20 protein-coding genes and 2 tRNA genes are annotated in these 20726 nt (G+C 60.9%); 2 read left to right on the top strand and 20 right to left on the bottom strand.

The window, feature by feature from the left end; all coding sequences use genetic code 11:
• Nucleotides 1-9: 9 nt before the first annotated feature.
• Entirely contained in the window at nucleotides 10-1206 is a 1197-nt protein-coding gene (gene pobA / locus B9Z47_RS05095; protein ID WP_108330191.1) for a 4-hydroxybenzoate 3-monooxygenase, read from the bottom strand.
• Nucleotides 1207-1386: 180 nt separating this feature from the next.
• Here pobA and B9Z47_RS05090 point away from each other — a divergent pair, with 180 nt between their 5' ends.
• Entirely contained in the window at nucleotides 1387-2157 is a 771-nt protein-coding gene (locus B9Z47_RS05090) for an IclR family transcriptional regulator C-terminal domain-containing protein (RefSeq protein ID WP_108330708.1), read from the top strand.
• Nucleotides 2158-2169: 12 nt separating this feature from the next.
• Here the strand turns inward: B9Z47_RS05090 and B9Z47_RS05085 are convergent, their stop codons facing one another.
• The 11 genes from B9Z47_RS05085 to B9Z47_RS05035 all read right to left on the bottom strand — a co-directional run bounded on the left by B9Z47_RS05085 (nucleotide 2170) and on the right by B9Z47_RS05035 (nucleotide 11986).
• Entirely contained in the window at nucleotides 2170-3171 is a 1002-nt protein-coding gene (locus B9Z47_RS05085) for an SDR family oxidoreductase (protein WP_108330190.1), read from the bottom strand.
• Nucleotides 3168-4097 carry a bile acid:sodium symporter family protein gene (locus tag B9Z47_RS05080; protein WP_108330189.1) on the bottom strand — a complete coding sequence of 310 codons (930 nt, stop codon included), beginning with the start codon at nucleotides 4095-4097 and terminating at the stop codon, nucleotides 3168-3170. Before B9Z47_RS05080 ends, B9Z47_RS05085 begins: the two co-directional genes overlap by 4 nt.
• A gap of 25 nt (nucleotides 4098-4122) precedes the next feature.
• Complete coding sequence (locus B9Z47_RS05075; protein WP_108330188.1) at nucleotides 4123-5436, bottom strand: NAD(P)/FAD-dependent oxidoreductase; 1314 nt, start codon at nucleotides 5434-5436, stop codon at nucleotides 4123-4125.
• Complete coding sequence (locus tag B9Z47_RS05070; RefSeq protein WP_108330187.1) at nucleotides 5433-6272, bottom strand: SDR family oxidoreductase; 840 nt, start codon at nucleotides 6270-6272, stop codon at nucleotides 5433-5435. Before B9Z47_RS05070 ends, B9Z47_RS05075 begins: the two co-directional genes overlap by 4 nt.
• Before the next feature lie 81 nt (nucleotides 6273-6353).
• A complete protein-coding gene (locus B9Z47_RS05065; protein WP_108330186.1) occupies nucleotides 6354-7067 on the bottom strand; it encodes an ABC transporter ATP-binding protein in 714 nt (237 codons plus the stop codon).
• Nucleotide 7068: 1 nt separating this feature from the next.
• Entirely contained in the window at nucleotides 7069-7848 is a 780-nt protein-coding gene (locus B9Z47_RS05060; RefSeq protein WP_108330185.1) for an ABC transporter ATP-binding protein, read from the bottom strand.
• Nucleotides 7841-8854, bottom strand: coding sequence for a branched-chain amino acid ABC transporter permease (locus B9Z47_RS05055; protein ID WP_108330184.1), 1014 nt, complete (start codon nucleotides 8852-8854; stop codon nucleotides 7841-7843). The genes B9Z47_RS05060 and B9Z47_RS05055 overlap by 8 nt, the downstream gene beginning before the upstream one ends.
• A 7-nt stretch (nucleotides 8855-8861) precedes the next feature.
• Nucleotides 8862-9725 (bottom strand): branched-chain amino acid ABC transporter permease, encoded by an 864-nt coding sequence (locus B9Z47_RS05050; RefSeq protein WP_108330183.1) that lies wholly within the window; start codon nucleotides 9723-9725, stop codon nucleotides 8862-8864.
• A 93-nt stretch (nucleotides 9726-9818) separates the two neighbouring features.
• Entirely contained in the window at nucleotides 9819-10136 is a 318-nt protein-coding gene (locus B9Z47_RS05045) for a non-heme iron oxygenase ferredoxin subunit (RefSeq protein ID WP_108330182.1), read from the bottom strand.
• Between the two features lie 108 nt (nucleotides 10137-10244).
• Nucleotides 10245-10718, bottom strand: a complete 474-nt coding sequence (locus B9Z47_RS05040; RefSeq protein WP_369911710.1) for a nuclear transport factor 2 family protein — start codon at nucleotides 10716-10718, stop codon at nucleotides 10245-10247.
• 2 nt (nucleotides 10719-10720) lie between these two features.
• Nucleotides 10721-11986 (bottom strand): aromatic ring-hydroxylating dioxygenase subunit alpha, encoded by a 1266-nt coding sequence (locus B9Z47_RS05035; protein ID WP_108330180.1) that lies wholly within the window; start codon nucleotides 11984-11986, stop codon nucleotides 10721-10723.
• Between the two features lie 113 nt (nucleotides 11987-12099).
• Between B9Z47_RS05035 and B9Z47_RS05030 the strand changes: the two genes are divergently transcribed.
• Nucleotides 12100-13035: a LysR family transcriptional regulator gene (locus B9Z47_RS05030; protein WP_108330179.1), complete on the top strand. Its 936-nt coding sequence runs from the start codon at nucleotides 12100-12102 to the stop codon at nucleotides 13033-13035.
• A 100-nt stretch (nucleotides 13036-13135) separates the two neighbouring features.
• On the opposite strand, the gene B9Z47_RS05025 is transcribed toward B9Z47_RS05030, so the two are convergent.
• The 8 genes from B9Z47_RS05025 to B9Z47_RS04990 form a co-directional block, all read right to left on the bottom strand.
• Nucleotides 13136-14329 (bottom strand): ABC transporter substrate-binding protein, encoded by a 1194-nt coding sequence (locus B9Z47_RS05025; RefSeq protein ID WP_108330178.1) that lies wholly within the window; start codon nucleotides 14327-14329, stop codon nucleotides 13136-13138.
• A 245-nt stretch (nucleotides 14330-14574) separates the two neighbouring features.
• A tRNA-Arg gene (locus tag B9Z47_RS05020) sits at nucleotides 14575-14651 on the bottom strand.
• A 94-nt stretch (nucleotides 14652-14745) separates the two neighbouring features.
• Nucleotides 14746-14822: transfer RNA gene (locus tag B9Z47_RS05015), tRNA-Pro, on the bottom strand.
• Between the two features lie 170 nt (nucleotides 14823-14992).
• Complete coding sequence (locus B9Z47_RS05010) at nucleotides 14993-16252, bottom strand: acyl-CoA dehydrogenase family protein (RefSeq protein ID WP_108330177.1); 1260 nt, start codon at nucleotides 16250-16252, stop codon at nucleotides 14993-14995.
• A 42-nt stretch (nucleotides 16253-16294) separates the two neighbouring features.
• Entirely contained in the window at nucleotides 16295-17380 is a 1086-nt protein-coding gene (locus B9Z47_RS05005; protein WP_108330176.1) for a phosphotransferase, read from the bottom strand.
• Between the two features lie 66 nt (nucleotides 17381-17446).
• Entirely contained in the window at nucleotides 17447-18166 is a 720-nt protein-coding gene (locus tag B9Z47_RS05000) for a Crp/Fnr family transcriptional regulator (RefSeq protein ID WP_108330175.1), read from the bottom strand.
• 57 nt (nucleotides 18167-18223) lie between these two features.
• A complete protein-coding gene (locus B9Z47_RS04995; RefSeq protein ID WP_108330174.1) occupies nucleotides 18224-19003 on the bottom strand; it encodes an oxepin-CoA hydrolase, alternative type in 780 nt (259 codons plus the stop codon).
• An 89-nt stretch (nucleotides 19004-19092) separates the two neighbouring features.
• On the bottom strand, nucleotides 19093-20613 hold the full coding sequence (locus B9Z47_RS04990; protein ID WP_108330173.1) for a 3-hydroxyacyl-CoA dehydrogenase: 1521 nt from the start codon (nucleotides 20611-20613) through the stop codon (nucleotides 19093-19095).
• Nucleotides 20614-20726: the final 113 nt, after the last annotated feature.

Below are 20726 nucleotides of genomic sequence, written 5' to 3'. Positions count from 1 at the left end.
CTGCGCCGCTCAGTCGCCAAAGTCCAGCGGCAAACCCACGTAGTTTTCGGCGATGGTGCGTGAACCCGATTCGCTGTGGATCAGGTAGTCCAGTTCGGCGTCCTGGAACTTCTGGCCGATGTCGCCGTTTTCCGGAAAGTGGTGCATCAGGCTGGTGAACCACCAGCTGAAGCGCTCGGCGCGCCAGATGCGGCGCAGGCAGCGTTCGGAGTAGCTGTCGATCCCTGCTTCGGAGTTGTCCTGGTAGTACTCGATGATGGCCGTAGACAGGTACTTCACGTCGGTGGCGGCCAGGTTCAGGCCTTTGGCGCCGGTGGGCGGCACGATGTGGGCGGCGTCACCCGCCAGGAACATGCGGCCAAAGCGCATGGGCTCGGTCACAAAGCTGCGCAGCGGGGCGATGCTTTTTTCGATGCTCGGCCCAGTGATCAGGTGCTTGCGGGCTTCGGGGTCCAGGCGCTTGCGCAGCTCTTCCCAGAAGGCTTCGTCGCTCCAGTCTTCGACCTTGTCGGTCAGCGGCACTTGCAGGTAGTAGCGGCTGCGGGTGGCGCTGCGCTGCGAGCACAGGGCAAAACCGCGCGTGCTGTTGGCGTAAATGAGTTCTTCGTGCACAGGTGGGGTGTCTGACAGCACGCCCAGCCAGCCGAAGGGGTAGACCTTTTCGTATTCGCGGATTTTGTCCTTGGGTGCACTGGCGCGGCACACGCCATGAAAGCCGTCGCAGCCCGCGATGAAGTCGCACTCGATGGTGTGGGTCTGGCCGTCTTTTTCGTAAGTGACGCGGGGCTTGGCGGAGTCGAACTCGTGCACCTGCACGTTGCCTGCTTCGTAAACGGTGGGCAAGCCTGCCGCTTGGCGGGCGTCCATCAGGTCACGCGTGACTTCGGTCTGGCCATAGACCATGACGTTTTTGCCGCCGGTGAGTTGGTTCATGTTGATGCGGTGGCGCTCGCCTTTGAACAGCAGGTCAAAGCCGCCATGTACGAGGCCTTCTTTGTGCATGCGCTGACCCACACCCGCTTCGTCGAGCAGGTCCATGGTGACTTGCTCCAGCACGCCCGCACGAATGCGAGAGAGCACATAGTCGCCGCTTTGACGCTCCAGGATGATGGCGTCGATGCCGGCTTTGTAGAGCAGTTGCCCCAGCAGCAGGCCCGAGGGGCCTGCGCCGATGATGGCAACCTGGGTTCGGGTGGCTTTGGTCATGTGTGTCTCCGTCAAGGGTCTCAAAACAATGACCGCTAGCTTAGGCAATGCCAGCGCTTTTGGCCGGGGGATCTTTCAGACTTTGTGCGATGATTAGATGGCTTGCGCGAATACCGCGCAAATTGATGCGCATCAATGCAGAGCACAGCACAGCATCTCGGGGCTGAACAGGAAAACCACATGACCATTGCCAAAGCAGACTACATCGAAGGCCTGGCCAAAGGCTTGGCCGTGCTCGAAGCTTTTGACACCGAACGCCAACGCCTGAACGCCACGCTGGCCGCGCAGCGCACGGGCATCACCCGGGCCGCAGCCCGGCGGCATTTGCTCACCCTCGCCGAGCTGGGTTATCTGGAAACCGATGGCAGCCACTATTGGCTGTCGGCGCGGGTGCTGCGCTTTGCGGGCAGCTACATGGCCACCTCACGCCTGCCGCGCACGCTGCAGCCCACGCTCAACCGCTTGGCACAGCAAACACAAGCGGCTTTCAGCGCGGTGGTGCTCGATGGCGGTGAGGGCGTGATCGTGGCGCGCAGTGCTGGGCTGTCCGAGCCTGTCCGGCACCTGGCCTATGGCCTGCACTTGGGCGCACGTTTGCCTGCGCATGCCACCTCCACCGGTCGTGTGTTGCTGGCGAGCTGGCCCAAGGCCGAGTTCAATGCTTGGCTCAAGGGCCGTGAGCTGGCGCGCATCACACCGCAAACCGAAGTGGGTTTGGCCCGATTCAAGGCTTTGATCGACAAGGTGAGGCAAGACGACCACTGCCTGGCCTGTGATGCGCACGAATTGGGCATTCATGCGTTGGCCGTGCCGCTGCGCGACATGCAGGGCCAAACCTTGGCGGCGCTCAATGTGGTGGGCACGGCCGATCAGTTGAGCGATGCGGCGGTGGAGCGCAAATGGTTGCCTTTGCTGCTGGAGGCTGCGCGGGAGTTGCGGCCTTTGCTGTAGCGCTTCATTACCTCAGCGCTGGCGCTGCAAAGGTGTGCCGTGCCGTTGTCGGGCATCGATCAAGCCGGCAAAGGCCTCGGCACTGGTTTTTGCAGGGGTGTAGCCAAACCGGGTTTTGAGCGCGGTGTTCAGCAGCACGGGGCGGTAGCGTAAAAAGTCGAGTTGCTCGGGGCCATAGCGACTCACGCCCAATCGGCTGCCGAGCCACAAGGCCGATTTGAGCAGCCAGGCGGGTAACACGCGAGGCGGTTTGTTCAGCCGCCGGGCAATATCGAAGATCGTGAGCGCGCCGTCTCCGGCCAGGTTGAAGCAGCCGCTTTGGGCCTGGCCGCTCAGGGCGTGCAGGATGGCCTCGGTGACATCTTCGTCCCAGATGAATACAAAGGGGCTGTCGGAACCCTGGATGGCCAGCAGGCGGGGTTTTTCAAAAAGGGCCGTGATCTGGTTGTCCACCCGGTCACCCAGGATGGTGCCGATGCGCAGCACGGTTTGCGCCAGTTGCGGATGGTTTTGGCGGTATTGCGCCAGCATCTCTTCGACCAGGCGCTTGTGGTGTGAATAGGCAAAGCTGTCGTTGCCGCGCAAGGGCATGTCTTCGGTGAGCCAGGGCGCATTGTCAGCGTGGTAGCCGTAGGCCGCGCCGCTGGACGAGACCACAATGTGGCGCACGCCGTCTTGCACACAAGCTTGCAGCACATTCTGTGTGCCACCCACATCGACCGAATATTCAAAGGCGCGACTGGAGTCTTTGCCCGGTGTCACGATGGACGCCAGATGGACCACGGTGTCGATGCGGTGCGCGGCGATGGTGTTCGCCAGCGCCGGGTCGCGCACGTCTTGCGTGACCCAGGTGATGCCGGGCAGCTGCTGTGCCGCAGGCAGTTCGCGCACATCCACGGCGATCACGGCTTCGCAAAGTCGGCCTTGGGCCAAGGCGCTGATCAAGCCTTGCCCCAAAAAACCGGCGGCACCGGTGACCAGCACCCGACGTGCTTGGGGAGAGGGTGCACTCATGCGGCGCTTTCAGCCATCGGCCCGCCACTGCGCAAAGGCTTGCGTGCCCAAAAACCGGCCAGGATCAGGCCCGCGATGATGTCCCAAAAGCCCCAGACCCCAGCCACCACGGCCATGCCACCCAGCCCATTGAAGAAGCTGAAGATCAGCACCAGCCCTAAGCCCGCATTGCGGATGCCCACTTCAATCGACAGGGCGCGGCAATCGTAGTCAGACAGGCGAGCTGCCCGCGCCACGGCATAACCGGTGCCAAAAGCCAGCGCGTCGTGCAGCACCACCGCCAGCAGCACCAGCCCCACGTAATCCATGAAGTAACGCCAGTTGCCCGCAATCGCCCCGACGATGAAGCCGATCAGGGCCAAAAAGCTGATGATGCGCAGCGGCTTTTTGAAGCGAGCTGTGAAGGCTGGAAAGCGCTGCACGCAGGCCAGGCCCAGTGCGAAGGGGAGGCCGATGATGAGCAGGATGTGGCCAAACATTTGCAGCGGATCGAGTGCGATGCTGGTCAGCAGGCCCGAAGCCGTGGGGTGGATGCCGCCCCAAAACGCAAAGTTAAGCGGCATGGCCACCACCGAGATGGCATTGGACACAGCGGTCATCGACACGCTCAGCGCCACATTGCCCTTGGCGCGGTGCGTGAGGATGTTGCTGACATTGCCCGGCGGACAGCAGGCCACCAAAATCATGCCCAGCGCGATGCTGGGGGCCGGTTGCAGCACCAGCGTGAGGCCGAAGGTGATGGCAGGCAGCAACAAAAACTGCGCTGCGATGCCCACCGCAAAAGCCATGGGCATGCGCAGCAGGCGGCGAAAGTCTTCCAGCCGCGTGTCCAGCGCGATGCCGAACATCAAGAAGCCCAGCACGGCATTGAGCACGGCCAGCGAGGCGGGGTTGAAATTCAGGCGGATTTCGTCAACAGGCAGCATGGGTGCTTTCGTGATGGATTGAAGCTCAGGCCAGTTCGGCGGCGGTCTGGCGCATGGTGTCGCGGTACACGTCTTTGTTGACGTAGCAGGCCATGCGCTCGACTTTCAGGTAGCGGTAGCCGCCCGACAGATCGGGCGAGGGGCCTTGCCGCGCTTTGGAAAACGCCAGCGCCTGAGGCGATCGGGCATCGAGGCCTTTGAAATAACGCGCCATCACTTCGGCCTGCTCGGCCCGGCCTTCCCAGCCCAGGCCTGCGGCTTCGACCATGCCCAGCACGGCCAGTCGCTCAAAATGCGGCGCAAAGATGTTCAGGTACAGCTGGGGCGACATGCCTTGCCAGTTGAGCAAAGCGTCGTCAATGAAGGGGTAGTGCAGTTTGTAGCCTGTGGCGGCCATGACCAGGTCGTAGTCGGCTTGGCTGCCGTCCTTGAAGTGCACGGTGTGGCCATCGAGCCGTGTCACATCAGGCCGCACCTTCACGTCGCCATGGCCGATGTGGTGCAGGATGAGCGAGTTCACGATGGGGTGCGACTCGTACATCTTGTAGTCGGGCTTGGGAAAGCCAAAGCGCACCGGGTCGCCGGTGAACCATTTGAGCATGGTGCTGTCGACCTTTTGCTTAAGCCAGCGCGGCAGCTTGGTTTTGCCGCCCACGGTGTCGGCGGGCAGGCCAAACACATATTTGGGCACGAAGTAATAGCCCCGGCGCACCGAGATGTCGACGCTTTGCGCATGGTGCACCGCGTCCACCGCGATGTCGCAACCCGAGTTGCCCGCGCCCACGATCAGCACGCGCTGGCCCTTGAACTGCGCGGCCTTTTTGTAGGCCGAGGTGTGCAGCAATTGCCCGCTGAACTGCCCGGGCCATTGCGGCATGTTGGGCTCGGCCAGGATGCCGTTGGCGATCACCACGCCTTTGTACTCGTGGGTTTCAAGCTGGCCGTTGCCCGCATCGAGGGTCACGCGCCAAAGCGTGTCGGGTGCATCGCTCACGGGCTCGACGCGCAGCACCCGCACGCCAAAACGGTAGTGGCGCTTCAAGTTAAAGTGCTCGGCATAGGCCTTGAAGTAGTCGAGCAGCTCGCGGTGGCTGGGGTAATCGGCCGTGCCGCCTGGCATGGGGAATTCCTTGAACTCGGTGGTGCGCTTGCTGGAGATCAAATGGGCCGACTCGTAGACCGTGGAGCGGGTGTTGCCAATGTTCCACAGGCCGCCCACATCGGTGTGGGCCTCCAGGCCTTGAAAGGCGATGCCGTGTTTGGAGAGCGCCCGAGCACCCGCCAAACCGGAGGGGCCAGCGCCGATCAAGGCCATTTGTTGTTGTGTCGGAGTGCTCATGAGGGTCTGTGGGTGATGGTGTCGGTGTCGGTGTCGGTGTCGGTGAGTCCGGGAATCGGTGTGGCCCCGGCCTGGTGGGCGCGGGGTTTTCGGGGCTGGCCCAGCAAGATGCGGTCATGCCAGCGGGCGGGCAAGAGCGACAAGGCACGCGACAGCCAGCCGATGCGGCGCGGCAAAACAATGTGCTCACGCCCCCGGGCCACGCCGCGCAACAAGCTGCGCGCAGCTTCGTCTGGCCCAAGAAGACCGGGCATGGCAAAGGTGTTGCCCGCCGTGAGCGCGGTGCGCAAATAGCCGGGGCTGACGGTGTGCACCGTGAGGGCGCTGCTGCGCAACTCGGCGCGCAGGCTTTGCAAATAGGCGATGAGACCGGCCTTGCTGGCGCAGTAAGCGCCGTTGCCCGGCATGCCGCGCCAGCCCGCCACGCTGGCCACGCCGACCAGTGCACCCGGTTTCTGGCCGTCCAGCATGGTCTGCAAAAACGGTTGAAAGGTGGTGGCCACGCCCAGCAAGTTGATCTCGAGCATGCGGCGCATCACGGCCAGGTCTGCCGGGTCGGCCGTTTCAAAGCCGCCTGCGACACCGGCATTGGCGATGAGCAGATCGGGCGCGCAGTGGTGTGCAAGCCAGTCGCTGGCCATGGCTTGCATGGCCAAAGCATTGGACACATCGGGTGTGTAGATGCGGGTGCGATCCGGGGCCAGAGCGGCCAGGGCGCTCAGGGCGTCACGGTTGAGGCCAACCAAGGCGACTTGTGCGCCCGCAGCGATGAGCTCAGCGGCCAGGGCCTGACCCAGGCCCCCGCAGGCTCCGGTGATGACGGCGTTGCGAAACATGCGCTCCCTGGATGCTTGAGATGAAAGCGTTCATTCTTGCATTTGTCAGGCGGTTTGCGCGCTGGTGAAGACCCTTGTGTTTCACACCCCCAGGTGTTGCTCCAGAACTCTCGGGTCGTCGTGCAGGGCTTGCGAGGTGCCTTCAAACACGACCTCGCCTTTGACCAAAATCACATTGCGGTCGGTGATCTGGGTGACGTGCTTCCAGTTTTTGTCCACGATGATGGCGCTGATGCCGCTTTCTTTGATCAGGCTGCAAATGCGCCAGATTTCTCGGGCGATCAGCGGGGCCAGACCTTCGGTGGCTTCGTCCAGGATCAGCACATCGGGGTTGGTCATCAGGGCTCGGCCGATGGTGAGCATCTGCTGCTCGCCGCCCGACAGCTGCTGACCGCCGTGGTTCAAGCGCTCGGTCAGGCGCGGGAAGGTCTCCAGCACGCGCTCATAGGTCCAGTCGCGCTGACCACGGGTGCCTGCGCGTGCCGCCATCTTGAGGTTTTCAACCACGCTCAGGTTGCCGAAGATGCCCCGGCCCTCGGGCACATAGGCGATGCCCAGCTGTGCCACTTCAAAAGTGGGGCGGCCGTTCATGGTTTGCCCTTTGATCTGCACGGTGCCGCTTTGGGGTGGCACGATGCCCATGATGGATTTGAGCAAGGTGCTTTTGCCCATGCCGTTGCGGCCCATCAGGCCAATGGTTTCGCCACGCGCCACGGCAAAGTCGATGCCGCGCAGGATGTGGCTGGCACCGTAGTAGGTGTTCAAGCCTTGGGCGTTGATCAACAGTTCGCTCATCTCAGTGTTCCTCACCCACTTCTTCGCCTAAATAAGCGGCCTGCACGCCACTGTCGGCGCGCACCACGGCGGGCGTGTCGCTGGCGATCACCTGGCCATTGACCATCACCGTCAGGTGGTCGGCCAGCGTGAAGATCGCGTCAATGTCGTGCTCAACCAGCAGCATGGCGTGGTCTTTTTTCAGACGCAGCAAGAGCTGCACCATGCTTTCGGCCTCCATCACGCCCATGCCGGCCAGCGGTTCGTCCAGCAGCAAGACCACCGGTTCGGTGGCCAGTGTCATGGCGATCTCCAGCTGGCGTTGTTCGCCATGGCTGGCCGCACCCGCGATGGTTTGGCGGCGGTCTTGCAGACCGGCCAGTTCCATGGCGCGTTCGGCCCGGGCGTTGACTTCGGCCATGTTGTCGGCCCGGCCCAACCAGCCCAGTGGGTTGAAAGGCGAGGGCTGCACCCGCGACTGCGCGGCCAGGCGCACGTTGTCCCACACGCTGAAGGTGCGGAAGATGTTGGTTTTTTGGTAGCTGCGGCCCAGGCGGTGGCGCGAGATTTTTTCGGGCGTCCAGCCGGTGATGTTGTGGCCATCGAGCGTGATCTGGCCCGAGGTCGGGGGCAGGTCGCCCGACAGCAGGTTGGTCAGCGTGGATTTGCCTGCGCCGTTGGGGCCGATGACCGCGTGGATGCGTCCGTGCCACAAATCGACGTTGACTTCATTGACGGCCGCCAAGCCGCCAAAACGCTTGGTCAGCTGGCGCGCCGACAGGAGGACTTTGGCTTCACTCATGGCCACTCTCCTTCATCTTTGCGTTCTTGCCCGGGAAAGCCCGGTTGATCAGCCCCAAAATGCCTTTGGGGGCAAACACGATCAGGGCCACGATGAACAGGCCCATCCACATTTGCCAGTGTTTGCCGGTTTTGAACTCGCCCACATCGGGCAAGTCTTTGAAGACGTGTAGCAACACCTCGAAGCTGAAAGCCCCGACGATGGCCCCCGCAAAATTGCCCATGCCGCCCAAAATCACCATCATGATGGCGTGGGCGCTCATGTGAAAGCCCATGAGTTCGGGGTTCACAAAACCGCTTTGCGCAGCCCACAAATAACCGGCCAGACCGGCCAGTGCGCCGGCCAATGTGAATGCGGCCAGTTTGTGGCTGAAGGTGCCAAAGCCCAAAGCGCGCATGCGGTGTTCGTTCACCCGAATGCCCGCCAGCGCTCGGCCAAAGGGGCTCCACAGCAAACGGCGCAAGAAGGCATAGACGCCCACCAGGCAAGCCAGGGTGAAGAAATAAAACACCTGCTTGTTCTCCAGATCAAGCAGCACGGCATCGGGCTTGAAGTTCAAAAAGATGCCGTCTGAGCCGCCCAGCGCCTTGTTGTCAAAAAAGGCAAAGAACACCATCTGGGCAAAGGCCATGGTGACCATGATGAAGTAGATGCCGTGCGTGCGCACCACCAGAAAACCGATGATGAGCGCGGCCAGCGCCGAGGCCCCGACGGCCAGCGGCAAGCTGGTGTACAGGCTCACGGGCGTGTCTTGTGGGGTCAGGAAAGCCAGCGCGTAACCGGCAATGCCAAAGTAGGCTGCGTGGCCCAGCGAAACCAGACCGGTCACGCCTTGCAGCAGGTCCAGACTCATCGCAAAAATCGCCAGGATCATCATGCGGTTGACCATGTCGATGTAGAAGTTGCTGCCAACAAAGGGGAAGGCCAGCAAGGCTAAGAGGCCCAGCACCAGCAGCAATTGCACGCTGCGAGGTAGGATTTCCAGATGGGTTTGGGGGGCGCTCATGAGGATCTCACTGTTTGAAAAGGCCTTCGGGCTTGTACAAAAGCACCGCGGCCATGAGCACATACACCAGCATGCCCGAAATTTGAGGCAGCAAGACTTTGCCGAAAGTGTCGACAAGTCCGACCAACAGGGCCGCGATGAGTGCACCGCGCACCGAGCCGATGCCGCCAATCACCACCACCACAAAGCACATGATCAGCACTTGCCCGCCCATGTTGGGGTAGACGCTGGAAATCGGCGCGGCGATCATGCCCGCAATGGACGCCAGACCCACACCCAACGCGAACACCACGGCATGGATCAGGCTGATGTTCACACCCAGCGCTTCGGTCATCTCGTGGTTGAAGGCCCCGGCACGGATCTTCATGCCCAGACGGGTTTTGGAGATCAGCAAATAAAGGCCCAGTGCCAACACCAGGCACACGCCCGACATGAACAGGCGGTAGACCGGATAAGAAAGCGTGTCGGTCAGTGCAATCGAGGCCGACAGGGCTTCGGGGATTTGCACACCGTGCACATCGTCGCCCCAGAGCATGGAGCGCAGCTCTTCAAACACGTAGATCAGACCGAACGTGAGCAACACCTGGTCCAGGTGGTCGCGGTGGTAGAAGTGCTTGAACAGCAGCTTTTCCAGCAACAGCCCAAAGGCCACCGACAAGGCTGTGCCCACGATGATGGCCAGGGTGAAGCTGCCGAGCATGCCCGCCAGCGACCACGCCAGATAGGCGCCCAGCATATAGAAGCTGCCGTGGGCCAGGTTGACCACGCCCATGATGCCGAAGATCAGGGTCAGGCCAGCAGCCAGCATGAACAGCAGCAGCCCGTACTGGACGCTGTTGAGCAGTTGGATTAAAAAATTGATGAAGTCCATCAGGTCAGGGCCAATTGGAAAAGCGCCAAGCAAAAGTACTTGTAAAAACGGCGGAACAAATCCGCCGCTGCTAGTTTAACGGCTGCTCCGCCCTCAGGAACCCAAGTCGAGAAGGACTCTGCCGTTTTCAATTTTGACGGGCCATGACTTGACCGGTTCAGTGGCCGGGCCGCAGCTGACGGTGCCATCGCGCACATCAAAGAGCGCTTGGTGGAAGGGGCACTCCACCATGTGCCCTTCGACAAAGCCATCGCAGAGTTTGGCGTTGCCATGGCTGCACAGGTTGTTGATGGCATGAACCCCGCCATCTTCGAGTTTGAAGACGGCAATGTCCTGGCCTTCGGGGGTCACAGCGACGCCCGCGCCTTCAAACAGATCGGCCTCGGCGGCCACGTCAATCCAGTTGCTCATTGCGTTCTTTCATTGTGTTTTTGTAGGAGCCAGCCTGCTGGCGATGCACGGGTGGGTGAGCCGTAACCCTTCGCTTGCAGGCAAGCGCCAACAGAAGACGACATCACTTCAGATCGGATAAATGATCGAATTGGGGATCATCTCGCTGTCGTAGACGCAGATGCGCTCGGCGAACTTGAAGCCTTCGGGGGTTTGCACGATGGTGTCGATGTAGCGGCCCACATTGAACACGGTGCTTTCCTTGTCGAGCTTGGTGCGAAACACCGCGTAGTTGGCCTCTGCGTGGATGCGACCGTCTGAAACGCGCCGCACGATGGGTGCGCCCACCACATGCCGCTGGTAATAGGGATCGTGGTAGATCGTTTCGGTGATGCCATACACACGGTCCTTGAGCATGCCCTTGCTGGTCAAGAACAAGGTGGCCAAGGGGAAGCCGCGTTCGAAGTTTTCACGGGGCTGCAGTTTGTAGACGCACTGCTCGGTGAAAAATTCTGGCCACAGGTCCCATTGGCCGCTGTCCACGGCGCTGGCGTAATCGGCATAAAGTTGCTGGATGCCGAACCAGGTTTGCATATCAACCATCATCAATCCTCCATCACTTTTCGCCAGTATTCGTACATGCCCCGGATGAGGGTCTCGGTCACCATGTGGTCGGTTTCGCCCACATCGCGTCCACCCAGCTCCACCAACATGCGGTGTTCTGGCTTGGTCTCGAAGGCTTGTTGAGAGAACTCGATCACTTCGCCGTCGTCTGCCGACACGAAGCCCGCTGGGCCAAACAGGTTGGCCTGACGCAAGCGGCGCACGGTCATGTCGGGGGTGTCGTCTTCAAAGCCAAAGTGGGTCCAGACAAAGTCGAACGCGCCATGGCCGTCGGGCTGGATGTGGCGGGTGGACACGCTGTTGACCTGTTGTTGAAAGATCACGCTGGGGAACAGCGTCATCATCACCGCCGTGGGCATTTGGTCTCCCAGTTGCCACCAGGGTTCGGGCACGATGTCCAGAAAGCTCGGGTCGTTCAGTTGCATGCTTTCCTTGAAGCTGCTGACTTGGGTGACCTGGGCTTTGTCGCCCGTGGCCTGGCCCGCTGTGCCGCGCGTGGAGATCATCGCCGCATGGCGGTGGTGTTCGTCCATGCGCAACTCGGACTTGTTGTCGGCGCGCCAGAGGCCAAAGGTCACAAACCAGGTGTGCAGCAGACCGGGGTGGTAGGGGTCTTTGATGTTTTCCTGCATCAGCTTCCAGTTGCCCGGAATGCGCTGGCGGTTGTAGCCCAAGATGGTGAGCTTGCGCCCGTTGAAGAGGCGGTCGAAGTAACGCAGGATGGTGGGGCCCATGTAGTCTTCGAGCGACTCCACGTCGTGGTCAAACGACGCAAACACCACGCCACTGCGGGTGGCCACTTTGAGTTGTTTCAGGCCATGGTCTTTGGGGTCAAAGTCGGCGGGCATGCCGCCATTGACTTTGCCGTCCTGACGCACACCGCGCCTGAAGGGCACGCCTTGCAGCTTGCCGTCGAGCGCGTAGCTCCACTGGTGGTAAGGGCAAACCAGCTCTTTTTTGTTGCCGTGTCGTTCACGGCAAAACGCCATGCCCCGGTGCGCGCAGACGTTTTCAACGACATGGATCTGACCGTCCTGGCTGCGGGTCAGGATGACGGAGCGCTCACCGATCGCGGTGCGCTTGTAGTCACCCGGGTTGGGGATTTCGGCCTCCAGACCCACATAGCTCCAGTGGTTCTTGTAGAAAAAGCGCTCCAGCTCTTTTTTGTGACTGTCCTGGTTCGTGTACACGGCAAACGGAATCCGGCTGGTGCCGGGCGTCTCCCAGTGGATCGGGTGTTCCTGCATGAGGGGTCCTTGTCAAAACTTGACCTGCATCATGCGCAGAATTGCATATTAAGTAAATCAGATTTTTAATATAATCAAAATTTGAAAATCAAATAAACAGGGCGTATCACCGCATGGACATCACCAAGCTGGATCTGAACTTGTTGGTCGTGTTCCATCACCTGCTGATTCACAAGCGCGTGTCGGTCATAGCCCCGCTTTTGGGTATGAGCCAGCCTGCGGTCAGCAGCGCGCTGGGGCGTTTGCGGGCACATTTGGGCGACGAGCTTTTTTTGCGCACACAAGGCGGCATGACGCCCACGCCCTATGCCTTGCAGCTGGCCGAACCGGTGGCGATGGCTTTGGATGGTTTGCAGCAGGCCCTGAATGTCAGGGCCGCCTTTGACCCTTTGACCAGCACGCGCAGCTTCACCCTGGCGATGACCGATGTGGGGGAAATGTATTTCTTGCCCGTGCTGGTCGATGCCCTGACCCGGGCTGCGCCCGGCGTGACCTTGCAGGTGGTGAGCGTGACGCAGTCGTCGCTCAAGGACGACATGGCCTCGGGGCGCATCGATTTGGCCATGGGCCTGTTGCCGCAATTGCAGGCCGGTTTTTTTCAACAAGCCTTGTTCAGACAAAAATACATCTGTCTCATGCGCCAGTCTCACCCTTTGGCCGCCGACAACAAGCTGACCCTGGACAGCTTCACGCAGGCCGAGCATGTGCGCATCGTGGCGGCTGGAACGGGGCATGGCCGGGTCGATGTGGCTTTGGAGAATCAGAAGTTGCGACGGCAGTTCCGCTTGACGGTGCCGCACTACGTGGCGTTGGGCGATGTATTGAGCCACTCGGACCTGATCGCCACCGTGCCGGAGCGCTTTGCCGACCGAACCCTTGAACCGTTTGGGCTTGTCAAACGCGATCTGCCGATACCGCTGGCAGACAGTGCGATCCACCAGTTTTGGCACAGCCGTTTGCACCGTGACCCGGGTCACCAATGGCTGCGGCAATGGACCTGGGGTCTTTTGGGGGATGGCCAGGTGCCTGACGAAGAAAAACCCATTTGACGGGTGTTCCGCCAGGCGGCGGATCACGGTCAAATGGGTCGGCGCGTGTCGAGTTTTGAAGACAGCAGCAGCCCTGGTGTAACCCAGGGCGCTTGCGGCATCACATGCGGCAGCCAGCGCCGGAGTCGGCCAGGGCCTTGGCGGCGATGCCAATCACCTTGTTTTCCTTGTTGGAAACTTCGCGCAAGTAGATGTCTTGCACGGGGTTGTGCGACTTGCTCATGGTCCACTTGCCGCGTGGGCTGTCGATCACGGCCACTTCCATGGCTTTGATCATGGCGGCTTTTTTGCTCACATCGCCTTGCACCGCGTTGGCCCCTTGCACCAGCAGCAAGCCGGTGTCGTAGCCTTGCACGGCGTACACGTCGGGTTGCATCTTGAAGGTCTTGGCGTAGTTCAGGCGGAACTCTTTGTTGCGCTTGGTGTCGATGCCGTCGCCGTAGTGCAGCGCCGTGAGCACGCCATCGGCTGCGGGGCCAGCGGCTTCCAGCACACCTTCGGTCAGGAAGCCCGAGCCGTACAGCGGGATCTTGCCCTTGAGGCCAGCAGCGGCGTAGTCCTTGAGGAACTTGGCTGCGCCGCCACCGGCGAAGAAGCAGGCCACGGCGTCGGGCTTGAGGGCTGCGATTTCGGTCAGCAGGGCCTGGAATTCGACGTTGGGGAAGGGCAGGCCCAGTTCCTTGACGATGGTGCCACCGGCCTTGGTGTAGCTTTCCTTGAAGCCTTCATAGGCCTCGTCACCGGCAGCATATTTCCAAGTGATCCAGACGGCCTTTTTGTGGCCGCGCTTGACCATGGCTTCACCCAGCGCCATGGTGGGTTGGCTGTTGGAAAAACTGGTGCGGAACACGTTGGGGGCGCACTGGGCACGGGTGGCGATATGCACACCGGCGTTCGGGATCAGGCTGATCACGCCGCTGTCGCGGGCCACTTTGTGGATGCCCATTTGCACACCCGAGTGGACGGTGCCGATCAGCACATCGACCTTGTCGCGTTGCACCAGTTTGTTGGCGTTTTCGATGGCCTTGGATGGCTCGGATTCGTCATCGACCTTGAACCATTCGATCTCGCGGCCGCCGAGCTTGCCGCCTTGCTCGTTGATGGCCATGCGCACGCCGTTTTCAATGGCCACGCCCAATTGGGCGAAGGTGCCGGTGTACGGCAGCATGAAGCCCACGCGGATCTTGCCGCTTTGGGCCAAGGCGGATTGTGGGATCAGTAGACTGGATGAGGTGGCGCCCAGCAAAGCTGCGCCTTGCGTCAGAACATGACGGCGTGAAGAAGAGTGGTTCATGGTTGTCTCCGGTAATGATGGGGTTGTAATGCGTGACAAGCTTTGCCTGTGTTGCAAACCACCAATTCATTATGGAACATTTGTCTCGCTGAATTTTTCAGGGCCTATCCGAGAAAACCCGCAGAGACAGGCGGGTTGTCCATGCAGCGGTCATTCGACCGGAATTGGAATGCGCAATGCACGCACAAGGCCAGGTTCAAGGAAACCCTATACGCTTGATGATGTGGCGGTTCGTGCGGAGATGTTGGTCTGCCCGACAGGGATCGAACCTGTGACCCACAGCTTAGAAGGCTGTTGCTCTATCCAACTGAGCTACGGGCAGAAACAAGAAACGCAAAAGGCCCTTGCGGGCCTTTTTTGTTCAAAACAACAAATTGTTGTTTTCCTTGGAATTTGCCTGAAATGGATCAGGTCAATGGTCGGAGCGGCGGGATTCGAACTCGCGACCCTCTGCTCCCAAAGCAGATGCGCTACCAGGCTGCGCTACGCTCCGACAAGCGATATTCTACCCGGCAAAAGGACGGTTCTTGGCGGTGGGTTCAAAAAAGTTCTGTTTGTCTTCATCCTTGATCCGAATGACCTGTGGGAAGCTTTTGTGGAGCTTCTTGAGGCCATCAGGAAAAAGGCCCACAGGTACAGGCCGCCGGGCATGTTGGTACGGTCTCAGCTGCCTCGTGTGATGGGCATCTCCACATTGCCGGGCATCAGCAGGTGTTTGGCCAGCTCCAGTTTGGCCAGCGAGTTGCGGTGCACCTCGTCCGGGCCATCGGCAAAGCGCAGGGTGCGCTGGTGGACATAGGCATAGGCCAGCGGGAAGTCTTGCGACAGACCGCCGCCGCCGTGGGCCTGGATGGCCCAGTCGATGATCTGGCAGGCCATATTGGGGGCCACGATCTTGATCATGGCGATCTCAGCCTTGGCGACCTTGTTGCCCACGGTGTCCATCATGTAAGCGGCCTTGAGCGTGAGCAAGCGGGCTTGCTCGATCATGCAGCGCGACTCGGCGATGCGTTCTTGCCACACGGTCTGGCGGGCCACTTCACGGCCAAAGGCCACGCGGGTGTTCAGGCGTTTGCACATCAGCTCCAGTGCGCGTTCGGCGCTGCCGATGGTGCGCATGCAGTGGTGAATGCGTCCGGGGCCAAGGCGGCCTTGCGCGATTTCAAAGCCACGGCCTTCACCCAGCAGCATGTTGTCAACTGGCACGCGCACGTTTTTGAGCAGCACTTCCATGTGGCCGTGCGGTGCGTCGTCGTAGCCGAACACCGTCAGGGCGCGCACCACGGTGATGCCGGGCGTGTTGGCGGGCACCAGCACCATGGATTGCTGTTCGTGACGACCGGCATCAGGGTTGGTTTTGCCCATGACGATGTAGATGGCGCAGCGTGGGTCACCGGCACCAGACGACCACCACTTGCGGCCATTGATCACGTACTCATCGCCTTCGCGGCGGATTTCGCACTCGATGTTGGTGGCATCCGACGAGGCCACATCGGGCTCGGTCATCAGGAAAGCCGAGCGGATTTCACCGCGCAGCAGGGGTTCCAGCCATTGGTCTTTCAGGTGCTCGCTGGCATAGCGTTCCAGCGTTTCCATGTTGCCTGTATCGGGGGCCGAGCAGTTGAAGACTTCGGCGGCAAAGGGCACGCGGCCCATGATTTCGCACAGCGGTGCGTATTCCAGGTTGGACAGGCCTTGGGGTGCGCGGGTGGATTTGGGCAGGAACAGGTTCCACAAACCGGCCGCCCGGGCTTTGGGCTTGAGTTCTTCGACGATTTTCGTGGGCACCCAGGCGTTGCCTTTGGCCCTGTTTTCTGCAATCTCTGCAAAGAACCGCTCTTCGTTGGGGTAAATGTGCTCGTCCATGAAAGCCAGCAAGCGGGCTTGCATGTCTTTGACCTTGGGGGTGTATTCAAAATCCATGGTCTCTCTCCTAGGGTTGGGATTCGGTTCTTAAAAATGGGGTCACGCTTGGCGTGCAAAGCGCCAGGCCAACTCGGCCATGGGGCGGGCCCCTGCGCCTGAAGTTTTGGCTTGTTCGCTCGACGCAGTACCGTCTTCGACGCGTTTGGCAATGCCTTGCAAGATGGCCGCGATGCGGAACATGTTGTAGGCCAGGTAAAAGTTCCAGTCTTTGGCCAAGGCCTCGGGTGTGGTGAAGCCGGTGCGCTCGCAGTAGCGGCGGATGTAGTCGGCCTCTTGTGGGATGCCTAAAGCGGCCAGGTCGAGTCCGCCGATGCCCCGGAAGGTGCCCGGGCTGATGTGCCAAGCCATGCAGTGGTAGCTGAAGTCGGCCAGCGGGTGCCCCAGGGTGGACAGTTCCCAGTCGAGCACCGCCAGCACGCGGGCCTCGGTGGGGTGGAACATCAGGTTGTCCAGGCGGTAGTCGCCGTGCACGATGCTGACCAGCGAATCGTCTCTGGCGCTGGGCGGGATGTTTTTCGGCAACCATTCGATCAACTGGTCCATCTCGGGAATGGGCTGGGTGATGGAGGCGGCGTATTGCTTGCTCCAGCGGTTGATCTGGCGTTCGATGTAGTTGCCGGGTTTGCCGTAGCTGGTCAGGCCTTGTTTGGCGAAATCCACCTTGTGCAAAGCGGCCAGCACGCGGTTCATCTCGTCGTAAATGGCACCGCGCTCGGTTTGGCTCATGCCCGGCAGAGACTGATCCCACAGCACGCGGCCTTGCACGAACTCCATGACATAAAACGCGCGGCCAATCACCGATTCATCGTCGCACAGCACATGCATCTGGGCCACGGGCACATCGGTGCCGTGCAGGCCTTGCATCACAGCAAACTCGCGTTCGATGGCGTGTGCCGAAGGCAGCAGCTTGGCCACGGGGCCGGGCTTGGCCCGCATCACGTATTGGCGCGATGGGGTGATGAGCTTGTAGGTGGGGTTCGATTGCCCGCCCTTGAACATTTCCACGCTCAAGGGGCCTGCAAAGCCGGGGAGCCTGGCACTGAGCCAGTTTTCCAGGGCAGGGATGTCGAAGGTGTGGGTGCCCGTGACAGGCCGGGTCCCCACGAAATGATCAAAAACACTCATGGGGATACCCGTAAAAACTGTGGCCGCTGTTTTCAGCGGTGATGTGGATGTGGATGCTGTTGCGTGTCAGTGGTCCGCGTTGACAATCAAAAGCAGGGCATCGCGGTCCAGCACCACCAAGCCACCGGGCTCGATGCGGATGATTTGCTCGCGCTCCATCTGCTTGAGTTCCTGGTTGACCCGCTGACGCGATGCGCCCAGCAGCTGTGCCAGTTCTTCCTGCGCCAACTGCAAACTGATGCGGATGGCTTTGGCGTCTGACAGGCTGGGCACGCCGTAACTGCGCAGCAAGTGGTTGAGCTGTTTGGCCAAACGCGCACGCAAGGGCAGGGTGTTGAGGTCTTCCACCAAGCCATAGAGCTGGCGAATGCGCCGCGCATGCAAGCGCAACATGGCATCGTAGAACTCGACGTGCTGCGACAGGATTTTCTTGAAGTCGGCCTTGGCCACGTTGAGCGTGGTGGTGTCCCCGTGTGCGTAGCAATCGTGCGTGCGCCGGTCCCCGTCGAAGATCGACACATCGCCAAACCAGATCCCTGGCTCCACATAGGTCAAGGTGATTTGTTTGCCTGACACCGAGGTCGAGCTCACGCGTACCGCGCCTTTGGCACAGGCGATCCACTGCTCGGGGGGATCCCCCCGTGCAGCGAGCATATCGCCGTCTTTGTGACGTTTGACGTAGGCGCATCGAAGTATGTCGTGACGAAGTGAAGGTGAAAGGCTTGAGAACCAGCGACCATTGTTGATCGCCTCTCTTTCCTCCATTGTCAGAATGGGCTCATCCATGCTCTGTCCTTTGAGTGACTGGGAATTGTTTTTTTGTCGCCTGGGGGACCAGTCGCTTTATTCGTATTGGGGTTTTTGCTTGTTCAAAAAGGCCGCAATGCCGATGCCGCCATTGGCATGGTGCAGGTTTTTGACAAAGTGATCGCGCTCGCGTGCCAGTTGGGCGTTCAGGCTGCTGCCGTCAGCCTCTGACAACAGTTCCTTGATGCTGGCCAGTGCGTTGGGTGCGCGGGCATTGAGTTGTTCGCACCAATTCAAGGCCTGTTGCAGCGCTTGCCCTGCATCGGTCAATCGGTTGACCACACCCAGTTGCTGCAGTCGCTCGGCACCGATGCGCTCACCGCACATCAGCAACTCGGTGGCCAGCTGGCGCGGCACGGCGCGTGACAGGCTCCAGCTGCCGCCGCCGTCGGGTGACAGGGCGATGCCGCTGTAGGCCATGACAAACACGCTGTTGCGCGCCGCGACGATCATGTCGCAGGCCAGCGCCAGGGAAAAACCGGCCCCGGCCGCAGGGCCTTCGACCGCGGCGATGACGGGCTTGGGGAAGGTGCGGATGGCTTCGATCCAGTTGTGCAGACCTTCAATGCTTTGCGCCTGGTGCTCGGGCGGCAACTGCCGGTTGTTTTGCAGGCGCTGCAAATTGCCGCCCGCGCTGAAGATGCCATTGGCCCCGGTGATGACCACGCTGCGCACGTCGGGGCTCGATTCGGCCACGCTGAGGGCTTCGACCCCGGCGGCGTACATCTCTGGCCCTAGCGCGTTGCGAAACTCCGGGTTGCTGAGGGTGAGGATCAGGGTCTGACCTTCGCTGGTGCTGAGCAGTTGAGCTGTCATTTTGATTATTCAGTTGGGGACAGAGCTAAAGATCTGTCCCTCAAAGTCATTCAGATCGGACAGCGCTGAAGAGCTGTCCCGCAAAGTCATCAGTCTTCCGTGTGCATGAGCGACAGGCCAATCGCACCTCGGCGGCGCAACCAAGGGCTGGGGCGGTAACGCATGTCGCCATAGACGGTTTGCATGTTGAACAGCACTTCGAGGATGCTGTCCGGGCCAAAGCGGTTGCCCATGGCCAATGGCCCCAGCGGATAGGCCAGGCCCAGCGTGACGGCGGTTTCGAGGTCTTGCGGGGTGCAGATGCGCTGCTGGCAAATGTCGGAGGCGATGTTGACGATGCTGGCCACCACGCGCTGGGTGACAAAGCCGCCGCTGTCGCGGATGACCGACACGGCTTTGCCGTCGCGGGCAAACAGGGCGTGTGCTGCATCGCGCATGTCGGTGCGGGTGGCGGGGTTGGTGGCCAGCACGCGGCGTTTGGTGGCCGCGTCGTTGACCAGCATGTCGATGCCCACGGTGCGGGCTGGGTCCAGGCGCTCGACCACGGCCACGGTGGTGATGTCAAAGCCCAGCGGGGCGACGATGGTCAGCGCCTCGGGCGAGGGCGATGCGCCGGTTTCGACTTTGGCGCCCAAATCCTTGAGCAGTTGCAACAGTTCCATGCGGCGGGCAGCGCGGGGCGAGACCCACACGGGCGGGATGTTGTCCACCAAGGGCACGGCGGGTTCGGAGGGCACTTGCGCCACGCCATCCACGTATTTGTAGAAGCCTTCGCCGACCTTTTTGCCGACCACGCCGCCTGCCAGACGCTGGGCGGTGATCACGTTGGGGCGGTAACGCGGTTCTTCGTAATACTGGTGGTAAATCGCCTCGATCACGTGGTGCGACACGTCCAGCGCGGTCAGGTCAAACAGCTCGAAAGGGCCGAGTTTGAAGCCGACTTGGTCGCGCAAAATGCGGTCAATCGTCGCGAAATCGGCGATGCCCTCGCTCACGATGCGCAGCGCCTCGGTGCTGTAGCCGCGCCCTGCGTGGTTGACGATGAAGCCGGGGGTGTCTTGCGCTTGCACCGGAGTGTGGCCCATCTGGCGGGCAAAGTCGGACAGACGCTCGCACACGGTGGCGTCGGTCTTGAGGCCTGCAATCACCTCGACCACCTTCATGAGTGGCACGGGGTTGAAGAAGTGGTAACCCGCAAACTGGCCGGGGCGCTGCAAAGCCGCGGCAATGGCTGTGACCGACAGCGAGGAGGTGTTGGTCACCAGCACGGCCGTGGGGGCCAGCACTTTTTCCAGATCGCTGAACAGGCTTTTCTTGATGTCGAGTTTTTCGACGATGGCTTCGACCACCAGTTCGCAACCGGCAAGGTCTTGCAGACTGCTGGCACCCAGCAAGCGGGTTTTGTAATCTGCCACGGCTTCGGCCGTCAGTCGGCCTTTTTCCTGCAGTTTGTCCCATTGCTGGAACACTGCTTCGCGGGCTTTGGCAATGGCTTCGGCTTGGGTGTCGTACAGCCAGACTTGGCTGCCCGCCTGGGCCGCGATTTGGGCAATGCCCCGGCCCATGGCGCCGGCGCCGATGATGGCAACTTTGGTAAATGCGAGGGTCATGATTCAAAAAGAAGGGTAAAGATCAGGCTGCAAGTTCACACTCAACCCTGGCTTACGCTGGTATTCAGAGCAGTCAACTTGAACTGTAGAAAAACATTATCGCCCCAGTGGGT

Source organism: Limnohabitans sp. 2KL-1, assembly GCF_003063435.1.
GTDB lineage: Bacteria > Pseudomonadota > Gammaproteobacteria > Burkholderiales > Burkholderiaceae_C > Limnohabitans_A.
The sequence above is the reverse complement of the archived record's forward strand: the minus strand, read 5'-3'. Positions and strand labels throughout refer to the sequence as shown.

Bases quoted from the DNA above. Each gene is read 5' to 3' on its own strand.
- B9Z47_RS05075 (WP_108330188.1), bottom strand. From the start codon at position 5,436: ATGAGCACTCCGACACAACAACAAATGGCCTTGATCGGCGCTGGCCCC.
- B9Z47_RS05085 (WP_108330190.1), bottom strand. From the start codon at position 3,171: ATGAGTGCACCCTCTCCCCAAGCACGTCGGGTGCTGGTCACCGGTGCC.
- B9Z47_RS04995 (WP_108330174.1), bottom strand. From the start codon at position 19,003: ATGACAGCTCAACTGCTCAGCACCAGCGAAGGTCAGACCCTGATCCTC.
- B9Z47_RS05030 (WP_108330179.1), top strand. From the start codon at position 12,100: ATGGACATCACCAAGCTGGATCTGAACTTGTTGGTCGTGTTCCATCAC.
- B9Z47_RS05090 (WP_108330708.1), top strand. From the start codon at position 1,387: ATGACCATTGCCAAAGCAGACTACATCGAAGGCCTGGCCAAAGGCTTG.
- B9Z47_RS05060 (WP_108330185.1), bottom strand. From the start codon at position 7,848: ATGAGTGAAGCCAAAGTCCTCCTGTCGGCGCGCCAGCTGACCAAGCGT.
- B9Z47_RS05065 (WP_108330186.1), bottom strand. From the start codon at position 7,067: ATGAGCGAACTGTTGATCAACGCCCAAGGCTTGAACACCTACTACGGT.
- B9Z47_RS05000 (WP_108330175.1), bottom strand. From the start codon at position 18,166: ATGGATGAGCCCATTCTGACAATGGAGGAAAGAGAGGCGATCAACAAT.
- B9Z47_RS05070 (WP_108330187.1), bottom strand. From the start codon at position 6,272: ATGTTTCGCAACGCCGTCATCACCGGAGCCTGCGGGGGCCTGGGTCAG.
- B9Z47_RS05035 (WP_108330180.1), bottom strand. From the start codon at position 11,986: ATGCAGGAACACCCGATCCACTGGGAGACGCCCGGCACCAGCCGGATT.
- B9Z47_RS04990 (WP_108330173.1), bottom strand. From the start codon at position 20,613: ATGACCCTCGCATTTACCAAAGTTGCCATCATCGGCGCCGGCGCCATG.
- B9Z47_RS05045 (WP_108330182.1), bottom strand. From the start codon at position 10,136: ATGAGCAACTGGATTGACGTGGCCGCCGAGGCCGATCTGTTTGAAGGC.
- B9Z47_RS05040 (WP_369911710.1), bottom strand. From the start codon at position 10,718: ATGGTTGATATGCAAACCTGGTTCGGCATCCAGCAACTTTATGCCGAT.
- B9Z47_RS05025 (WP_108330178.1), bottom strand. From the start codon at position 14,329: ATGAACCACTCTTCTTCACGCCGTCATGTTCTGACGCAAGGCGCAGCT.
- pobA (WP_108330191.1), bottom strand. From the start codon at position 1,206: ATGACCAAAGCCACCCGAACCCAGGTTGCCATCATCGGCGCAGGCCCC.
- B9Z47_RS05055 (WP_108330184.1), bottom strand. From the start codon at position 8,854: ATGAGCGCCCCCCAAACCCATCTGGAAATCCTACCTCGCAGCGTGCAA.
- B9Z47_RS05080 (WP_108330189.1), bottom strand. From the start codon at position 4,097: ATGCTGCCTGTTGACGAAATCCGCCTGAATTTCAACCCCGCCTCGCTG.
- B9Z47_RS05005 (WP_108330176.1), bottom strand. From the start codon at position 17,380: ATGAGTGTTTTTGATCATTTCGTGGGGACCCGGCCTGTCACGGGCACC.
- B9Z47_RS05050 (WP_108330183.1), bottom strand. From the start codon at position 9,725: ATGGACTTCATCAATTTTTTAATCCAACTGCTCAACAGCGTCCAGTAC.
- B9Z47_RS05010 (WP_108330177.1), bottom strand. From the start codon at position 16,252: ATGGATTTTGAATACACCCCCAAGGTCAAAGACATGCAAGCCCGCTTG.